Annotated in this window: 15 protein-coding genes and 6 pseudogenes; 5 read left to right on the top strand and 16 right to left on the bottom strand. The window is 70.9% G+C overall.

Annotated elements, in window-relative coordinates; genetic code table 11:
• Positions 1-127: 127 nt before the first annotated feature.
• From AB0M03_RS00260 to AB0M03_RS00315, 12 genes and pseudogenes are all read right to left on the bottom strand, one after another.
• Positions 128-1,024: pseudogene (locus tag AB0M03_RS00260) on the bottom strand (pirin family protein); the annotation flags it as partial.
• A gap of 179 nt (positions 1,025-1,203) precedes the next feature.
• A pseudogene (locus AB0M03_RS00265) lies at positions 1,204-1,506 on the bottom strand (OsmC family protein); the annotation flags it as partial.
• On the bottom strand, positions 1,503-1,808 hold the full coding sequence (locus AB0M03_RS00270; RefSeq protein WP_363486697.1) for a GNAT family N-acetyltransferase: 306 nt from the start codon (positions 1,806-1,808) through the stop codon (positions 1,503-1,505). The gene AB0M03_RS00270 and the pseudogene AB0M03_RS00265, both read right to left, overlap by 4 nt.
• Positions 1,809-1,879: 71 nt before the next feature.
• Positions 1,880-2,620, bottom strand: a complete 741-nt coding sequence (locus AB0M03_RS00275; protein ID WP_363486699.1) for a YoaK family protein — start codon at positions 2,618-2,620, stop codon at positions 1,880-1,882.
• Positions 2,621-2,725: 105 nt separating this feature from the next.
• Positions 2,726-4,636 (bottom strand): amidohydrolase, encoded by a 1,911-nt coding sequence (locus AB0M03_RS00280; protein ID WP_363486701.1) that lies wholly within the window; start codon positions 4,634-4,636, stop codon positions 2,726-2,728.
• A 114-nt stretch (positions 4,637-4,750) separates the two neighbouring features.
• Positions 4,751-4,865, bottom strand: a pseudogene (locus AB0M03_RS00285) (alpha/beta hydrolase); the annotation flags it as partial.
• 158 nt (positions 4,866-5,023) lie between these two features.
• Positions 5,024-5,638, bottom strand: coding sequence for an FMN reductase (locus tag AB0M03_RS00290; RefSeq protein WP_363486703.1), 615 nt, complete (start codon positions 5,636-5,638; stop codon positions 5,024-5,026).
• Complete coding sequence (locus AB0M03_RS00295) at positions 5,635-6,732, bottom strand: LLM class flavin-dependent oxidoreductase (RefSeq protein WP_363486705.1); 1,098 nt, start codon at positions 6,730-6,732, stop codon at positions 5,635-5,637. Before AB0M03_RS00295 ends, AB0M03_RS00290 begins: the two co-directional genes overlap by 4 nt.
• A 174-nt stretch (positions 6,733-6,906) precedes the next feature.
• Entirely contained in the window at positions 6,907-7,743 is an 837-nt protein-coding gene (locus AB0M03_RS00300) for an alpha/beta hydrolase (RefSeq protein ID WP_363486707.1), read from the bottom strand.
• A gap of 589 nt (positions 7,744-8,332) precedes the next feature.
• Positions 8,333-8,974, bottom strand: coding sequence for a GPR1/FUN34/YaaH family transporter (locus AB0M03_RS00305; RefSeq protein ID WP_363487372.1), 642 nt, complete (start codon positions 8,972-8,974; stop codon positions 8,333-8,335).
• Between the two features lie 263 nt (positions 8,975-9,237).
• A complete protein-coding gene (locus tag AB0M03_RS00310; RefSeq protein WP_363486709.1) occupies positions 9,238-9,756 on the bottom strand; it encodes a DoxX family protein in 519 nt (172 codons plus the stop codon).
• Positions 9,757-9,761: 5 nt separating this feature from the next.
• Positions 9,762-10,424 carry a hydrolase gene (locus AB0M03_RS00315; RefSeq protein WP_363486711.1) on the bottom strand — a complete coding sequence of 221 codons (663 nt, stop codon included), beginning with the start codon at positions 10,422-10,424 and terminating at the stop codon, positions 9,762-9,764.
• A 521-nt stretch (positions 10,425-10,945) separates the two neighbouring features.
• Here AB0M03_RS00315 and AB0M03_RS00320 point away from each other — a divergent pair.
• Positions 10,946-11,254, top strand: a pseudogene (locus tag AB0M03_RS00320) (pentapeptide repeat-containing protein); the annotation flags it as partial.
• Between the two features lie 112 nt (positions 11,255-11,366).
• Here AB0M03_RS00320 and AB0M03_RS00325 read toward each other — a convergent pair.
• Positions 11,367-11,525, bottom strand: a complete 159-nt coding sequence (locus AB0M03_RS00325; protein WP_363487401.1) for a hypothetical protein — start codon at positions 11,523-11,525, stop codon at positions 11,367-11,369.
• Positions 11,526-12,006: 481 nt separating this feature from the next.
• On the opposite strand from AB0M03_RS00325, the gene AB0M03_RS00330 reads away from it, so the two are divergent.
• Positions 12,007-12,192, top strand: coding sequence for a hypothetical protein (locus AB0M03_RS00330; protein ID WP_363487403.1), 186 nt, complete (start codon positions 12,007-12,009; stop codon positions 12,190-12,192).
• A 257-nt stretch (positions 12,193-12,449) separates the two neighbouring features.
• Here AB0M03_RS00330 and AB0M03_RS00335 read toward each other — a convergent pair whose 3' ends face one another.
• Positions 12,450-13,352: a LysR family transcriptional regulator gene (locus tag AB0M03_RS00335; protein WP_363486713.1), complete on the bottom strand. Its 903-nt coding sequence runs from the start codon at positions 13,350-13,352 to the stop codon at positions 12,450-12,452.
• A 157-nt stretch (positions 13,353-13,509) separates the two neighbouring features.
• Here AB0M03_RS00335 and AB0M03_RS00340 point away from each other — a divergent pair, with 157 nt between their 5' ends.
• On the top strand, positions 13,510-13,803 hold the full coding sequence (locus tag AB0M03_RS00340) for a DUF1330 domain-containing protein (RefSeq protein WP_363486715.1): 294 nt from the start codon (positions 13,510-13,512) through the stop codon (positions 13,801-13,803).
• A gap of 854 nt (positions 13,804-14,657) precedes the next feature.
• Here the strand turns inward: AB0M03_RS00340 and AB0M03_RS00345 are convergent.
• The gene (locus AB0M03_RS00345) at positions 14,658-15,158 is read right to left on the bottom strand and encodes a hypothetical protein (protein WP_363486717.1); all 501 of its coding nucleotides are present in this window, start codon (positions 15,156-15,158) and stop codon (positions 14,658-14,660) included.
• 526 nt (positions 15,159-15,684) lie between these two features.
• Positions 15,685-16,183 (bottom strand): annotated as a pseudogene (locus tag AB0M03_RS00350) (transposase); the annotation flags it as partial.
• Between AB0M03_RS00350 and AB0M03_RS00355 the strand changes: the two are divergent.
• Both AB0M03_RS00355 and AB0M03_RS00360 read left to right on the top strand, forming a co-directional pair.
• A complete protein-coding gene (locus AB0M03_RS00355) occupies positions 16,155-16,592 on the top strand; it encodes a metal ABC transporter permease (RefSeq protein ID WP_363487375.1) in 438 nt (145 codons plus the stop codon). The pseudogene AB0M03_RS00350 and the gene AB0M03_RS00355 overlap by 29 nt on opposite strands.
• Positions 16,593-16,697: 105 nt before the next feature.
• Positions 16,698-17,084: pseudogene (locus AB0M03_RS00360) on the top strand (Fur family transcriptional regulator); the annotation flags it as partial.
• Positions 17,085-17,146: the final 62 nt, after the last annotated feature.

The following is a 17,146-nucleotide window of genomic DNA, read 5'->3' on the forward strand; positions in this document are numbered from 1 at the left end:
CCACCTGATGCACAGTCACCGGACGTCCCCCGCAGGCGCGGTCCGGACCGTAACCGACGTTAGGCAGGCCGGCCGGAGAGGCCTGTTCCGTGCGTGCCCGGTGCTGTCCTCGGAGGGCACGGAAAGTTCCGTCGTAGCCGTGGACCTCGCCGAATCGGGTGCCGGACATCCAGTCCTCGCGCGCCCGGGTGATCTCCTCGCCGGTGCGGCCGATGAAGTTCCACCACATGACGAGCTTCTCGTCGAAGGGTTCGCCGCCGAGCAGCAGCAGGGAGCCGTCGGTGAGGGCGCGCAGGGGCAGTTCGCGGCGGCCGCTGCCCAGGTAGAGCATCGAACCGGGCTCAAGCCGGACGCCGTCCACCTCGGTGAGCCCGGACATGGTGAGCACCGCGTACTCGAAGTCCGGTTCGACGGGGATCCGGGCCGAGCGGCCCTCGCGCAGCGTCAGGTCGGCGCCGACGAGGGGGGTGTGGATGGTGCCGGGGGAGGTAGTGCCGTCGAGGGTGCCGAGGATGACGGTGGCGTGCAGGCCGGGGGCGGTGACTTCGGGCAGGTGGGGGTGGTGTTCGAAGGCGGGGTCGGTGTGGCGGTGGGCACCGGGCAGGGCGACCCAGAGCTGGGCGCCCTGCAGGTAGCGGGCGTGCTCGCGCGGGGACTCCTCGGAGTGAGAGATCGCCCGGCCGGAGGTCATCAGGCTCAGCTCGCGCGGACGCACGGTTTGCAGGCTGCCGAGGCTGTCGTGGTGCAGCACTTCGCCCTGGTGCAGCCAGCTCACGGTCTGCAGGCCCATGTGTGGATGCGGCGGCACCTGCATGCCCGGCTCGTCCGTGATGTCGTCCGGACCGTAGTGGTCGACGAAGCACCACGCACCCACCATCCGCCGGCCGAGGTTCGGCAGCAGTCGGCGGACGATGGTGCTGCCGCCGAGCGCGGTCCCGCGCGGTTCGAGGAGTTCGCGGACCGGTCCGCCGGGGGTCGCTTCACGACCGCCGCGGACGGACGGGCGAAGGTCGGATTCAGCCATGGTGGGCGGCGCCTTCCGGGATCGGGCCGCGCGGGGCGGCCGGGACGATGGGCGTGCCGGCGGAGACGGCGCGCGTGACCGGGTCCGGTCGGCGATGTCGAGCAGTCGGGCGCGCTGGGCGTCGTCCAGGTCGCCGAACAGGTCGATGCGGCGGGTGATGTGGACAGCCTTCTCGGGCCCTTCTCGTAGCCGAGGTGCACCCGCACCGTCTCCAGCGGCCATTCCTTGCGCTGGGCGTACATCCGCAGGGTGATCGCGGTGCAGGATCCGAGCGCGGAGAGCAGCAGCCCGATGGGGGTGGTCGCAGTGTCCGCGCCGCCGACCGACGGCGGTTCGTCGGCGGTGAGGTGGTGGCGGCCGGAGCGGATGTCGACGCGGTAGTCCTCGCCGGTGCTGGTGGCGACGACGCCGGCCGACCGGACGAAGTCCCGGGCGGCGACAGCGGGGGCGGGGGCGGTGTCGGCCGCCGTGTCGGGGCTCACAGGCCGAACCGGGTGCGCTCGGCCTCGGGCACCAGGTCGACGTAGTCGGGGTGCTTGCCGAGCCAGCCCCGGATGAACGGGCAGTACGGGAGGACGGCCAGGCCCCGTTCCCGGGCGCTGTCGAGGGCTGCGCGGGCCAGGATGCCGCTGAGTCCGCGGCCGCCGAAGTCGGGGTCGATCTCGGTGTGGATGAACTCGATCTCGTTCTCGTAGCGGTGATACTCGGCGAAGCCGGCGAGTGCGCCGTCCTCGGTGATCTCGAACCGCGACTGGTCAGGGTTGTCGGTCACAGCGGTCGTCATCGTTACCTCCGGGTGGCGGACCGCAGGATGGCCTGTCGTTGAATATGGTTTATTCTTCAACTAGATGTCGATCAAGTGACTCGATGATTCCGGTCGTCCTGGTCGCCCTCGCGGTAACCGAGCGCGACCGCCCCGACCAGGACGGTACTGGCCAGCAGTGCCCAGCCCAGGTGGCCGTGGATCACCAGTGCGGCGCCCGGTGCGGCGCCGGCCAGCATCGCCAGGACCGCGCCGAGCCGCCGCGCCAGCCGGGGGTTGTCACCGCCGGCGAGCGAGGAGTCCGCCGCGAGGCCGGTCAGGGTGAGCGTCAGGACCGTGGTCGTCAGATCCGGGACCGCGAGCTTGCGGACGGTGCCGTTGCGCAGGCCCATGGCCAGCGCCAGCAGGGCGATCAGCGTGGTCCCGGCCGCCGTCCCGTACTCGCTCGCCCCGTTCGGCGCGCACGCGAACGCGACTGCCGTCGCCGCCGCCTGCAACGCCGTCTCGGCCAGCAGCGCCGCGCGCAGCCATGGCGCCCGGCGGCCGGCGCTGTGCCTGGCCGCGAGCCGCCCGGCCAGCACCGAACCCGCCAGGAAGGCCGCCAGTGAGGTGAGCGAGCCGGTGATCGAGAAGCCGTCCGTGCCCACCAGGGCGAAGCCGATCACGACCACGTTCCCGGTCATGTTCGCGGTGAAGACGTGGCCGAGTCCGAGATAGCTGATCGCATCGATCAGGCCGCTCACGGCGGTCAGCGCGAACAGGGCCAGCACGAGCGGGTGGTGGTCGTGGATCCGCGCGGCGGGTACGGACGTGGGGGAGGAGGGGGAGGTCACGAGGGTGGTCCTTTCACGGCTCTCGCCGGGCAACGCCGTGCGCGCCAAGCGGCAAGGACCGGGCGGCGCATGGTGGTTGAACCAGTCAACCGGGAAGCGGACGGCTCAGAGGAAGCAGGGGTCGTCGAGTACGGGACCGCCGCCCTGTCCGGGTACCCACTGGCCGCGGGCCGCGCGCCAGGCACGTTGCTCGTCGGAGTCGGCCACCGCGGCTGCCAGCTGCTCAGCCTGCCGGACGCCGGACAGGCTCGGTGCCGGGGAGGCCTGGTAGCCGCCGAAGCGGGCCACCGGGCTCCACAGCGGCACCACGGCCGGCAGCTCGGGCGCAAGGCCCTCGTGCTCCTGGGCGCCGTACACAATGCGGCCGCCGACTATGGTGAGCACCGACTCGATGTGCGGGATGTCCGCCTCGGGGACGGTGAGGTAGTCGGCGCTGAGCACCGTGAGGTCGGCGTAACAGCCCACCCGCAGACGACCCTTGACCTCGTCCTCACCGGTGAGCCGGGCACCGCCCAGGGTGTACAGGTCGAGCGCCTCCTCGCGGCTCAACCGGTTGGTGTCCGGGCGGAGCGCACGTCCACTGACGGCCCGTCCGGAGACCAGCCAGTGCAGGGCCACCCACGGGTTGTAGGAGGAGACCCGGGTGGCATCGGTGCCGGCGCCGACGGTCAGGCCGCGCTCCAGCATCGCCCGCACCGGCGGGGCTTCGGCGGCCGCGCTCGCGCCGTAGCGCCGGAGGAACGCCTCACCTTGGAAAGACATCCGGTTCTGCACCGAGACGGCGCCGCCGAGCGCCGCGATCCGGTCCAGGCTCGCGGTGGAGACCGTCTCGGCGTGGTCGAAGAGCCAGCGGCCCCCGCCGGGGAACAGGCCCTCGGCGGCCAGCCGCTCGAAGACCGCAAGGTCGCGGCGGATCGTCTCGTCGTAGCTCGCGTGCAGCCGGAAGCCCCAGTCGTGCTCCGTCAACAGGCGCACCGCCTGCTCGAACCCGGCCTCGTAGGGTCCGAGTTCGGGACGTGGCTCGGAGAAGTTCTCGAAGTCGGCGGCCGCCCAGGTGAGGTTCTCCCCGGCCCCGTTGAGCCGTAGCCACTCGTCCCCGTCGCCGGGTCGGACGGTCTCCACCCAGCGCCGCAGGTCGTCCAGCTCCTGTCCGGCGGTCTGCGGGAACAGGTGGTAGGCGATCCGGAGCGTCAGCCGGCCGCCCTTCGCCAGTTCCGTGACGGTGCCGTAGTTCTCCGGGAAGCTCTGGAAGCCGCCCGCCGCGTCGATGGCGGAGGTGAGCCCGAAACGGTTGAGCTCGCGCAGGAAGTGCCGGGTCGAGGTGGCCTTGTCGGCCTCGTCCAGGGTCGGCGCCTTGGCCAGCGTGGAGTACAGCAGCAGGGCACCCGGGGCGGCCAGCAGCAGGCCGGTCGGCTCGCCGTCGTGAGCGCGCACGATCTGCCCGCCGACCGGGTCGGGAGTGTCGCGGGTGAAGCCCGCGGCCCTCAGCGCCGCCCGATTGAGCAGCGCCGACTGGTACAGGTGCAGCACGAACACCGGGGTGTCGGGGGCGGCTGCGTTGAGTTCGGCGAGGGTGGGCAGCCGGCGCTCGGCGAACTGGTCGGCGGACCAGCCGCCCACCACCCGGACCCACTGGCCCGGCGGGGTGCGCTCGGCCTGGGCGCGCAGCATGGCCAGCGCCTGTCGCAGCGTCGGTACGCCGTCCCAGCGCAGCTCCAACACGTAGTTGAGGCCGCCCCGGATGACGTGCAGGTGCGAGTCGTTGAGGCCGGGGACGGCGCGCCGGCCGAGCGCGTCGACCACCCGGGTGTCCGGGCCGACGTGCGGCAGGACGTCGGCGTCGTCGCCGACGGCGGTGATCAGGCCGGCGCGGATCGCGACCGCGCTCGCCCGGGGGTGCAGCGGGTCGCCTGTGTACACCTTGGCATTGCGCACGACCATGTCGGCGGCGTGGTCGGGGGAGCGGTCGGAGGCCGACGGGCCGGGGCGGATCCCGGCGACGGGCATGCTGGACATGCGATCTCGCTTTCGGAGAGCGGGGGAAGCGGTTAATCACTCGCCGATGAAGGCGGGGCGGTCGGCGTGGATGGCGCCCTGGATCTCCTCGAAGACGATGCCGTCGGCATCGTCAGGGTTGTCCTCGGTCTTCAGCAGGGAATGGCGGTACCACGCCGAGCACCACGGCCTTGGAGACACGCCCCGAGCCGTAGGTGCCGAGGTAGCGGGTGACCTCGCCGCTGCCCATACGGGGAGGAAGGGCACGTTCGCGCTCCGTGCAGGTGTGGTCCTGCCGGTGTCGGCAGCCGGCGCGATCGGGACTCGGTACGGACGAATCCGGGGACCCGCAAGGCGGCGGCTGTCCTCCGCACGCACCAGTTCTGATCCGTCCGGGCAGCGCGCGCCTCAGTCGAAGCGCAGGTCCGCGAGGTGCTGTTCGAGGGCGGTGACATCGTCCGCGGGTTCGACCCGGGTCGGGCGGTCCGCCATGAGTGTGGCCAGCTCACCGCCCGCCCGGCGGATCCGGGCGGGCAGGCCGTCGGCGTACGCGTCTCCCCCTGAACCCCAGTCCGCAGACGCCGCGTACACCGCGGTGGGAACGACGGCGGTGCGCAGATACGCGAAGAGCGGTCGCATGGCGTGTTCCAGGACGAGGGAGTGGCGAGCAGTGCCCCCGGTGGCCGCGACCAGGACCGGCTTGTCTGCGAGGGCGTCCGGATCGATCACGTCGAAGAAGGATTTGAACAGCCCGCTGTAGGAGGCCGTGAACACCGGGGTGACGGCGATCAGGCCGTCGGCTCCGGTCACCGCGCCGATCGCGGCAGCCAGGTGCGGTGCCGGAAAGCCGGTCACGAGATGGTCGGCGATATCGCCGGCCAGTTCGCGCAGCTCCACGACCTCGGCCGACACGACACCGCCCCGGACGGCGAGTTCGTCGCGGACCGACTCGACCAGCCGGTCCGCGAGCAGGCGGGTGGAGGAAGGGGTGCTCAACCCCGCGGAGACGGCGACCAGCCTCATGAGGCGGTCACCCCCTGCGGCGTCGCGGCGGCGGTGGCTCGCGCCGCGTGCGTCGGGGCGTCCGGTACGGTGGCCGGGCGTCCGATCGCGAACTCCCTGCGCAGCACGGGTACGACCTCCTCGCCGAGGATGTCGAGCTGCTCCAGGACGGTCTTGAGGGGCAGGCCTGCGTGATCCATCAGGAAGAGCTGGCGCTGGTAGTCGCCCACGGTCTCCCTGAAGGACAGGGTCCGTTCGATGACCTGCTGGGGAGAGCCCACGGTCAGCGGGGTCTGCTCGGTGAAGTCCTCCAGCGACGGGCCGTGGCCGTAGACCGGCGCGTTGTCGAAGTACGGGCGGAACTCCCGTACCGCGTCCTGTGAGTTCCTTCGCATGAAGACCTGGCCGCCGAGCCCCACGACGGCGTCCTCCGGACGGCCGTGGCCGTGGTGGGCGTACCGGCGCCGGTACAGTTGCACCATGCGCCTGGTGTGGTCGGCCGGCCAGAAGATGTTGTTGTGGAAGAAGCCGTCGCCGTAGAACGCGGCCTGTTCCGCGATCTCCGGCGACCTGATGGATCCGTGCCAGACGAAGGGCGCGACGCCGTCCAGCGGGCGCGGTGTCGAGGTGAAGGCCTGCAGGGGCGTGCGGAACCTGCCCTCCCAGTCCACCACGTCCTCACGCCACAACCGGCGCAGCAGCGCGTAGTTCTCCCTGGCGAGGTCGATGCCCCGGCGGATGTCCTGCCCGAACCAGGGGTACACCGGTCCGGTGTTGCCACGCCCCAGCATGAGGTCGACCCGGCCGTCGGCCAGGTGCTGGAGCATCGCGTAGTCCTCCGCGATCTTCACCGGGTCGTTGGTGGTGATCAGAGTCGTGGCGGTGGACAGGATCAGCTTCTCGGTGCGGGCGGCGACGTAGCCGAGCATGGTGGTCGGGGAGGAGGGAACGAACGGCGGGTTGTGGTGCTCGCCGGTCGCGAAGACGTCCAGGCCCACCTCCTCGGCCTTGAGAGCGATGGTGACCATCGCCTTGATGCGCTCGTGCTCCGTGGGAACACGACCATCGGTGGGGTCGGGTGTCACGTCCCCGACGGTGAAGATGCCGAACTGCATGATGCTTCTGCTCTCCTGAACCTGTGTGGATGCTGTGATCGCGGGCCTCGAAGCCGGAGTGCGCCTGATCGTCGGTGCCGGCGTTGGTGTCGATGTCGGCGTCGGCGCCCGCGGCAGCCGGTGGTCCGGCTGCCGCGGGTGGGGCTCACTCCGGGTGAGCCGGCGGGAGAGGCCTCACTTCGCCAGGAACGCGAGGAGTGCGGTGTTGACCTCCTCCGCGTGGGTCCACAGCAGGCCGTGCGGGGCGCCGTCGATCTCGACGTAGTCGGCGGACGGGAGGGCCTTGTGGAAGGGGCGCGCGGTGCCTTCGGCGGGGAGGATGCGGTCGGCCGTGCCGTGCAGGATCAGGGCGGGGACATCGATGGCCGGGATGTCTGCACGGAAGTCGGTGTACCACGTCGACGGTGCCGCGGAGGCCGCGAAGGAGCCGCCGCCGGCCGCGGTGTTCCAGCTGTTGCGGACGGCTTCCTCGCTGATGCGGGTGCCCAGGTTCTCGTCGAGGTTGTAGAAGTCGTTGAAGAAGGCGGTGTAGTAGGCGTAGCGGTCGGCCTTCACGGCGGAGACGATGCCGTCGAAGAACTCCTTCGGGGCGACACCGTCCGGGTTGTCGTCGCTCTTGAGCAGGCAGGGCTCCAGCGAGGCGAGGAAGGCGACCTTGGCAACGCGGGCGGAGCCGTACCTGGAGACGTAGCGGGCGACCTCGCCGGTGCCCATCGAGAAGCCGACCAGGACGGCGTCGGTCAGGTCGAGGGTCTCCATCACGATGTTCAGGTCGGCCGCGAAGGTGTCGTAGTCGTAGCCGGTGGTGGGCTGCGAGGACTGGCCGAAGCCGCGTCGGTCGTAGGTGATCACGCGGTAGCCGGCGTCGAGCAGCGCGGCGCTCTGCCGCTCCCAGGAGTGGCCGTCGAGGGGGAAACCGTGGATGAGGACCACCGGCTGCCCGGTGCCGTGGTCCTCGTAGTAGAGGTCGATGGAGGTGGTGTTCTCGTGGCCCGCGGTGATGTACGGCATGGTTGTCTTCCTCGCTCAGGGTCGGCTGGTCCGCGCCTCGTCGCGGCGCGGAATGCCGTCACGCTATGGCGGGGTAGGCGCCGCGAGTTGTCACAGGACGTCCTGGGTCTTGCCTGCGGGTGCAGCGTCCGCGGACGGATGCGGGGGCGGGAACGGGGACGGACCGACCGCGTCGACGTCGGCCTGCGCCATTACCGGCGATGGCCGACCGGTTGGTGTGCTCACGCTCGTGAGCAGGCGCGGGATCGCATGTGACCGAGGTCCGGCCCGCTGTGACGAGCCGACTTGCCGCCTCCTGCTGCAGTGCCCGCCGCGCGGAGGTTTCGAGATCGGTGCCTGGACCGCCTGACGGAGCAGGTCATGACGGAACACTGGGCGTTCGCCCGTCGTCCTCGATGAGGCCGGCGGTGATCGCCCAGTGCGATGGAAGGCGCGCCCCAGGACCGAGCCGATCCATAGGAATTCGAGGGTGCCCGCTCGGAGTGCGGACAGCTTGCGAGCAGCCGGAGAGCCGGGGTCTCGTCATCATCGACCAACGGTCCGAGGACAGCGGCTTGTACGGGGGTGCGCGGGTCTGGGGTGCAGGTGTTCAGAGTGTGCGGCGAACGCCTGCCTGGCGTTCCAGATTGCGGAGCTGGACCGCGAGGTCGCCCTCGACGGCGGCGTGGGCCGGGCCGCTGCGGCCGATGGGCAGGACCTCCTCGGTGCGCATGTCCTCCAGCATCAGGGCGAAGGCCGTGTACATCGCAACGAGCGCCACCAGGAGGCCCAGTGCGCCGGACGTGCGGGTGAGCCACGCGGCGCCGGTAAGGCCTGACAGGCCGGTTGCCGCCCAGCGGGGCAGGGAGACCAGCAGGACGAACCACAGCGCGCGCTTGGGCCGTGTTACCGCGGTCATCAGCGCCCCCAGGCACAGGAACGCCAGATTGAAGACGCCCAGCACGCGCAGACCGTCAGCCGCGCCGCTTAGCATGACGAGCGCGTACGCCAGCCAACTGCCGGCGAAGGCGCCCATCAGTGTTGCCGCGATCACGTCGCGGGCGCCGAAAGCCAGGATGCTCACCAGGAGTTGCAGCGCGAAGGCCGGCAACACGCACAGGGCGACGGCGCGGCGGGCCTCGGCTTCGAATACTCCGAGCTGCAGGCACGCCGTCATCACGGAAGCGATCGCCACCGCGAAGAAGCCCAGCGGCATCGGTGAGGCGATAGGACGGAGGTTGATCCGGGTCATCGACCGGAGGTCGGGCTCGAATCTGCGTCGCGGCGGAGTGTTCGGCCGGCTGTCCTGCGCGTCGGCGTCGTCGGCGCCGTTGGTGGCGGAGGCTGTGTTCATCGCGTGGATCTCTCGTTCGGGTACTCGAAGCGGGGCGGGGCCGAGGGCTCCGGATGAGGCGATGGTGGTGTCCACTCGGATGTCCGCGAGCCGACGGGTGAAAGGGTCCGGCCGCCCGGTCGGGGACTCGGGCGGCCGGACCCGGTTTGTGCGGATCGTGCTCAGTGCCCGCTGGTGACCGAGGACTGTGCCCCGGGGGCCGGCCGGTGCAGGACGATCCGGGTGAGCAGGCCGGAGCCGAGCCCGGCAGCGAGTGCGAAGGCTGCCCACCACAGCGGGTACGGCGTGAGGCCGAAGGCCGCGTCGAGGGACCAGTCGCCGGGTCCGGTGGCGGTCAGAGCCGCGGCGGTACCGATGAGGACGAGCGGGTACTCGTACCCGTCGTTCTGCACCCAGAGGCCATGGCGCCACTTCACGGTGAGGGCGACCGTCATGACCCCGATGGCGCCGATCGCGGCGAGCGGAGTCAGGAAGCCGGCGGCGAGCAGCAGACCCGATCCGATCTGGCCGCCGCCTGCCGCCAGGGCGGTGAGGGCTCCGCCGCGGAAGCCGTCGGCGCGGAACTCCTCGGTGCCGCCCGCGAGGCCCTTGCCCCCCAGGTGTGAGCTGATCTTCTGCACGCCATGGCCGGCGATGAGCAGTCCCACCAGCAGACGCAGGATCAGAATGCCGGTGTCCACGGGCGTCAGCCGGCCGCGTGCGCGCCGATGACGCTCTGCGCGTACACGACGCCCAGGCCGTACGCGCCCGCGTGGGCCTTGACGATCTCCATGACCGCGCCGTACGTCTCCTGGCGCGCCCAGTCGCGCTGCAACTCGAGCAGGACCTGGACCCAGGTCACCGGGACCGCGCCGGCGGCCACCATCCGCTGCAGCGCGTGCTCGTGGGCGGCCGGGCTGACGCCGCCGGAGGCGTCGGAGACGACGTACACCTCGTACCCCTGCCCCAGCGCCGACAGCGCGGGCAGCACCAGGCAGACCTCGGTCCACAGACCCGACAGGATGATCTTCCTGCGCCCGGTCGCCTTGACCGCCGCCACCAGCGCCTCGTCCTCCCAGGCGTTCATGGTCGTGCGGTCGATGATCTCGTGCTTGGGGAACACCTCGGCGAGCTGCGGCAGGAGGGGCCCGGAGAACGACTCGGCGGCGACCGTGGTCAGGACGGCCGGTACGTCGAAGGCCCGAGCCGCCTTGGCGAGTCCCACGGTGCTGTTGATGATCGCGGCGCGATCACCACTGCCAGTGCCGAAGAACATCTGCGGCTGGTGGTCCACGAAGAGCATGACCGCGTTGTCGGGCGTGAGGAGATCCGCGCTCGGAGCAGCCTGCACCTTGGTGATGTCGAACATCGGGAACCCTTTCGGAGCTGTCGGTGGGGCGCCTGCCGCGTTCGCGGCCGGGCACACCCCGAAGCTACGAGCGGACCGACCGGCCGGGTTTCCCCCGCGTGCCCGGGAACCAGCACGACAGTGCACTACCGGTCAGCGCGGTCCTCGCACGCTGCCCTGCCAATCGGTGAGGTCGCCGCCCTTTGGTCGGCGGTGCGGAATGACCACCAGGAGAGGAAGAGCGGTCAGACCTGTGACGATGCCGGAGCAAAGCCCCTATTCGGACACGGACCCCCTGCCCCGAAGGCAGACACCCGCCGCCCCGGACGCAGCCGGCAGACCGCACTCAGGGCATCAACGAGCGAGCCAGGCAGGATATGGGCCAGGCCACCCCCGGAGCGGCACCCTCATCCTCACAGGCAGGATAGGTGACCACCAGTGCTCTCCGGCAGAAGAGTTGAGACGTCAGATACCTCACTCAACTGCCTGGGAGCCCTGTCTGTTCTTCCCCGGTCCGCGACCGCCCAGCCGCCACCCGATCGGTGGCCGCTCTGAAAAGGCTCCATGTTCGAGGGAGTCACCTTCAACAGCCGCCGGACTTCTCCGGAACCGACTTCAGAGGTACGGCCCACTTCACCGACGCCACATTCAGCGGATGGCCCACCTTCCGGAGCGCTGTCTTCCAGAGCCCTGCAGGGTTTGCCGGAGCGACCTTCGAAGACGGGGCGAACTTCAGCGATGTCGCCTTCGTCAAGGACGTCGACTTCGAGCGCGCCACCTTCCACAGCACCGCCTCATTCAGCGAGGTCGCCTTCGAAAGCGGCGCATACTTCGCCAACGCCGTGTTCAACGGCGCGGCTTGGTTCGGGGGCGCTGTCTTCAACGGTGTCGCCCGGTTCGAGGACACCACCTTTGCCGCAGACGCCGGATCCAGCAAGGTGGCCTTTGCCGACGAGGCGATGTTCAACGGTGCCGTGTTTCCAAGGCTGCCACCTTCAGCGCCGCGACCTTCACCGACGCCCGCTTCGACAGGGCCCACTTCGCAGGCAACCTCTGGCTCGGCGCCACCGCCTTCACCGGCATGGTCATGTTCGGCAGCGCCACGTCGACGGCATCCAGCACCTGGGCCCGCTCACCGCATCCATGCTCGTCCTCACCGGCGCGCGGTTCACCGGCCCGCAGGCCACGACCGAAGCCATCGCCCGGAGGTCACCTGCAGCGCGACCGCCTTCGAAGGCTCTGCGACGCTGCGCCTGCACTACGCCGAGCTCCACTGCCCCCTCGCGACGCTGACCGTCCCCACCGCCGTGCAGTCCTGGCCCACCCCGTTCACCGTGGACGGCAACCCGCTCGACGAGAGCCTGCTCGCCGCCGGAGGCATCCCGGCCAGCGTGCAGCTCGTCTCCCTGGAGGGCGTCGACGCCGCGCACCTGGTCCTGACCGACGTCGACCTGACACGCTGCCAGTTCACCGGCTCATTCCACCTGGACCAGATCCAGATCTGCGGCGGCTGCAGCTTCGCCGAGCCCCCGACCGGCCGGCGCCGCCGCGGCGCGCTGCCGGCCCGGTGGTCGCAGCGCAACGTCCTGGCCGAGGAACGGCAATGGCGGGCTCTGCAGGGCGGGGCAACAGCCGCGGCTGGCCAGCCGGCCCCCACCACGCAACGCCCGCACGAGCCCCCGGCCCGGACGACCTGGCCGGCGTGTACCAGCAGCTGCGGAAGGCGTTCGAAGAGGCGGGCAACGAACCGGACGCCGCCGAATTCTCCTACGGCGAGAGGGTCTGTTAGGCAGGTTCGTGGTCTCGGTGCCACCGCGCGCAGTCGGCAGCCCAGTCGGCTCGGGTCGTTGGAGTGCTTGGTACAGCCGCTCGGCAGGTACCTCGAAGGCGCGTTCGTGCTCAGGCTTTGGGATGCTGATCCGCCGGCGTAGCGAGGTCGTGTCGGACATTCAGCAAGACCGCCGTCGTCATCACCGCGAAGTCCGCCGGGCGCAGGGTCTTCGGCCTCGCCACCGCAGGCGTGCGTCTCGCTTGACCTGCTGCGCGTCAGTCCGGCAGCCAGTTCAGCTCGTGCGCCAGGGTTTTGGCGACGGCACGGATGCGGCGGTGTAGTGGCGACTGCTCGCGTGGGAGGACCAGGTGGAACGTCAGGCTGGGCGCGCCCCGCAGCGGTCGCCAGGTGAGACCGGCCGGTTGTGCCGTGGCCGCGGCTTCTCCGGCCGGGGCGAGGGTGAGCCCGTCGCGCAGGTCGCGCTGAGACATGTCGAAAGAGACTGCGGGCGTGTGGAATCGGGGGTGTGGTCGGGTGTCTCGGAACAGCGCGGACAGCTGATCGTGGATCACGGGGTTGGCCGCACGGTCCGGGAGTCGCAGCGGATACGCGGCCGCGTCGGCGATCTCGATCTCCGGGTGTTCGGCCAGCGGATGGTGCTGCGCCAGCTGGACCCCGGTGCGCGCACGCCGCAGCAGGAACCGGCGTACGCCACGGCCCGGTTGTTCACCGCGGGTGATCCCGGCATCGATGCGGCCGTCGGCGACCGCGGGGGAGATCTCCGGTGTCGCCATCGGGACCGCGCCGACCTCGAGTCCGCTGTTGCCGCGAATCAGCCTGTCCACCAGGGCCGGTGCCGTCTCGGCCCCGGCGCTGAGGCTGTATCCGATGCGCAGCGTGCCCAGTTCACCGGCCGCCGCGCTCCGGGCGGTGTCCCATGCCCGGTCCAGCGCCGCCAGCGCGGGCGGCGCGGACTCCGCCAAAGCCGCACCGGCCGTGGTCAATACGACGTTACGCGTGTTGCGGACCAGCAGGGCCGTACCGAGCTCCGCCTCCAATCGGCGCATCCGGGCGCTGAGTGCGGGCTGTGCGATACCGATCCGTGCGGCCGCGCGGGTGAAGTTCAACTCCTGCGCCAGCACCAGGAAGTACCGCAGGCTCACCGTATCCGGCGCCACGTGCCCTCCCTGCCGATTGATAACGATCCGTTCTGAGTCTATCCCGTACCGGTCTTTCCCTCGACCGCACATCAAGCCCTAACCTGCGCATGCCGGATCGATCGATCCGAGTGTCAATTCGAAGTCGGACGTGTCCGGCCGAACACAGGAGGTTTCCATGGCCAAGGGCTACTGGGTCAGTGTCTACCCCGCCATTTCCGACCCTGAGAGGCTGACTGCCTACGGCAAGCTGGCCGGTCCGGCTGTCCGGGCCGGGGGCGGGCGCACCCTGTCCCGTGGCGGTCGAGTCGTCGCCCACGAGGCCGGAATCACGCAACGCGTCGTTCTGATCGAGTTCGACAGCTTTGAACAGGCCGTCGCGGCATACGAGAGCGAGGCATACCAGAAGGCACTGGTGGCCCTCCCCGACGGCGTCGAGCGCGACTTCCGCATCATCGAAGGCATCGACTGACCGGCGGGCCCAGCCATCGCTGAGCACCCGTCACCTGAAACGCACACGGTGCTGAACGACGACTCATGAGACGAGTTCGAAGCGATGCCCCGTGTCCCAGTTCGTCGTCGACGTCCTCGACGGCCTGATCCCTGTCGGCCGCTCGCCGCGCCACCCGACGCCGAGCAGCTTGCCTGACTTGCCTGATACGGCGATCAAGCTCTGACCTGCCACAACGGCGATTCACCCTAGACAAAGCTCGACCGGCACGGCGGTGCCGGCGGGGTCCGCTCGGCCCAGGAGCGCCCGAGCGGGACGGCGAAGACGGTGCCCTCGGCTGTCTGCGCCAGGAGTACCTGGCCTGGCGCAGCGTTCCCCGGACGCGGTAGGCGCAGGCGGGCAGAGACGGCCTGGAGCGCTTCTCGCCGGGCCTCGGGTCCGACGAGATCAGCGCCCGTCGGTCCGGACTGCGGCGAGCCGGTCGAGCCGTTCGGCGGCTCCGGTTTTCGTGGCCCGCCAGAGCTGTCGCGGGCCCCTGCCGCGCCCCGTGCCGCGGAGGGTGCTGTCGCGCCGTGCGACCTGCGCGGATACCTGCGTTCTCCGCTCGTCCGGCCGTCGTTCGCCGGGCCCGTCGGCGGAGGGTTGCGATGGTGGCGAGCGGGGTGGTGGTGTGCGGCTGCCGAGTCCGCTTCGAGGCGGTCGCCTCCACTGGTGAGCCCTACTCGCACACGCGCCGATGGATCCGCGATGACCCGTCGTTCGGCGAGTGCGTGGGGGGGGCTTCCCGGGAGCTGTCGGAACGCTGAGGCCCGGCCGCCCACCGCCGGCCGGGCGGTCCGGTGCGCAGGGCCCCGGACCGCCCGGCCGTGTGCGTGTTACCGGACGGCCGACGTCAACGGGTACTTGGTGAAGTCGTAGAGCGGCAGCCGCGCGCTCTTGTACCGGTACTGCATGCTCACGTCGTCGAGGAGGAACGGCGCGGTGTTGCCGGCCTCGTCCCAGTGCGTGAACTCGAGCGTCACCGTCTGGTTGCTGCTGGAGTAGAACTTGTCGGGGAAGGTGACCGTCACCGGCTCGTAGCCGCCGCTGCCCCCGGCCGCGTTGTGGCGGGTGTAGAGGTCGGTGCGGGTGCCGTCCGCGGTGACCGCGGTGACGACGAGGCGGTGCTGGATCCCGATGTAGTCGGCCTTCATATGGAAGGTAACCGCCGGCACCCGGAGGGCGGGGACGGTGATGTCCTGGCTGATCCGGTGACCGAGTCGGTACGTGGCGCCGGAGCCGCCCAGCTTGGCCTTCCAGACACCGGAGTTGGCCGGGTAGGCGGGGTCGTCGGTGACCAGCTGACGGTACAGGCCGGTGACGCGCCAGTCGTCCACGGACACTTCGCCCCAGCCGACATGCTGCCGGATTCGAAGCCGGGGTTGACGACGCCCTGGTCGGTGGCGGAGGCGCTCGGCGCGGCGAGGAACACGGCGGCCGCGGCGAGGGCGGTGGCGCGGACGGCGAGACGCGCCGGACGCGAGGTCTTTCTCATGGTTCTCCTGTAGCTGTACTGCCCGGAACGGCCCTCCGGGATCGGCCGTCCGTCCCGCCCCGAAGTGGTCTGCCGATCGTTCGAGGACGTGCCGATCTCCCCGGGGGCATACGGGAGTTCACCCCTGACGGGGTGTCATGGTGAAGGGTGGGTCGGACGGCGCATCGGCAGCCGTTCCAACTGCGGGGACACTCTAGCGGTAGTTACCGACGAGTTCACACGGCCCGGAACAGCACACGGGAAGGGGACGCCGGACGGCGGATCCGCGATGCCCCGCCCCGAATCGCGGTGGCAGCGGACGGTGTGACGGCCGGCCGGAAGGTCGTGGGAGTCCCGGCGTTGGCACGTCGCGCGGGGAGCGGCAGGAGCAGCTGGACCTTGGTGGCGAACTCGACGCCGTCTGCGATCCCGGCCGCCCGGCAGCGCTCGCGGTCGTCCGTCCAGGACTTCGGCAGGTAGAGCGCCGGTCGATCAGGGTCCGGCCCCGTTCGCCCGCGTAGGCGAGGAACACCCCGACCTGGCAGTTCTCGGTGCGGCCGGCGGTGCCGGAGTACGCCGCTGGACGCCGGCCGACCGCACGCCCTGCTTCAGGAGGCCGGTGTCGTCCACGATCAGCACGCCACCCGGGTCGGCCGGGTGCTCGACCACGTACTCGCGCACGTCGTCGAGCACCCCGTCCGCGTCCCGGTCGATCCGGTTCGGCAGCCGCTGGATCCGGTCCGGACCGCCGCGGCCGGCCTCCTCGGCCACCGTCCACCCGTTCTTCCGCTCCAAAGGCGCCGGCAGGCCCCGCATGTAGGCCAGCGCCGACTCCCGCGACTCGCTTCGCGCGAACCGGATCCTCGGGCTCGGCACCTTCTTCCTCACCCTCTACACCACTCACCGCAGCAGCACCCAGGGCAACGCGGGGATCAGCGTGCTCTTCGGTTCCATCTACGGCCTGAACGGCAGTCAGGCCGCCGTCGTCGTGATCGCCGCCGCCATCGCCGCCGCCGTCCTGCTGATGGCCCGTCCGCTGCTGCTCGCCACACTGGACGAGGCGGTCGCCGCCGCCCGCGGGGTGCCCGCCACCGCGCTCGGCCCGGCGTTCCTCGCACCGGTCGGTGCCTGTGCGGCGGAGGCCACCCAGGCGGTCGGCTCCCTGCTGCCGCTCGGACTGCTCGCCGCCCCCGCCGGCACGGCCATCCGGCTGACGACCCGTCCGTACCGGGCTCTCGGGCTCTCCGTCGCACTCGCCGTCCTGGAGCTGTGGGCGGGGCTCGCACTCAGCGCCTAGGTGCCCGCACTGCCGCCGAGCTTCAGCATCATGGCCGTCGCAGCGGCCTGCTACGGCGCGGCGTTCCTGGCCCCGCCCGCCACCCGCCGGGCCGGCACCTGACAGATGGAGGCCCCCACCCTGCCGAGGAACCGTCGGACGGCGGCACCGATCTGGAAGGAGACCCCGCAGCGGACTCTGGTGCTCCAGGCCCTCGCCGCCGGCCCCGGCTTCATCAGCGCCCAGCTCCTGCACGCCCGCATGGTCTCGGCGGACAAGGCCGTGGGACTGAGCACCGTGTACCGGGCCCTTGCCTCGCTCACGGCCGCGGGCCGGGCCGATGTGGTCCGCGACGAATCGGGCGAGCGGCTCTTCCGGCATCGGCCCGGTACGGACCACCGCCACTTCCTGATCTGCCGACGGTGCGGCTACAGCCTCGCGGTCGAGTCGGAACCGGTCGAGAGCTGGGCCGACGAGGTCGTCGAGCGGTCCGGTTTCGTCGACGTCCGGCACACCGTCGAGCTGGCCGGTGTCTGTGCCGACTGCGCGGCCGCATCTCCGGCTCGCCCATGGCG

It is taken from the genome of Kitasatospora sp. NPDC051914, assembly GCF_040680995.1.
Lineage (GTDB): Bacteria > Actinomycetota > Actinomycetes > Streptomycetales > Streptomycetaceae > Kitasatospora.

Coding starts and splice junctions, on each gene's coding strand:
- AB0M03_RS00270 (WP_363486697.1), bottom strand. CDS start 1,808: ATGACGACCGCTGTGACCGACAACCCTGACCAGTCGCGGTTCGAGATC.
- AB0M03_RS00295 (WP_363486705.1), bottom strand. CDS start 6,732: ATGCAGTTCGGCATCTTCACCGTCGGGGACGTGACACCCGACCCCACC.
- AB0M03_RS00315 (WP_363486711.1), bottom strand. CDS start 10,424: ATGTTCGACATCACCAAGGTGCAGGCTGCTCCGAGCGCGGATCTCCTC.
- AB0M03_RS00340 (WP_363486715.1), top strand. CDS start 13,510: ATGGCCAAGGGCTACTGGGTCAGTGTCTACCCCGCCATTTCCGACCCT.
- AB0M03_RS00290 (WP_363486703.1), bottom strand. CDS start 5,638: ATGAGGCTGGTCGCCGTCTCCGCGGGGTTGAGCACCCCTTCCTCCACC.
- AB0M03_RS00330 (WP_363487403.1), top strand. CDS start 12,007: ATGGCGGGCTCTGCAGGGCGGGGCAACAGCCGCGGCTGGCCAGCCGGC.
- AB0M03_RS00280 (WP_363486701.1), bottom strand. CDS start 4,636: ATGTCCAGCATGCCCGTCGCCGGGATCCGCCCCGGCCCGTCGGCCTCC.
- AB0M03_RS00305 (WP_363487372.1), bottom strand. CDS start 8,974: ATGACCCGGATCAACCTCCGTCCTATCGCCTCACCGATGCCGCTGGGC.
- AB0M03_RS00300 (WP_363486707.1), bottom strand. CDS start 7,743: ATGCCGTACATCACCGCGGGCCACGAGAACACCACCTCCATCGACCTC.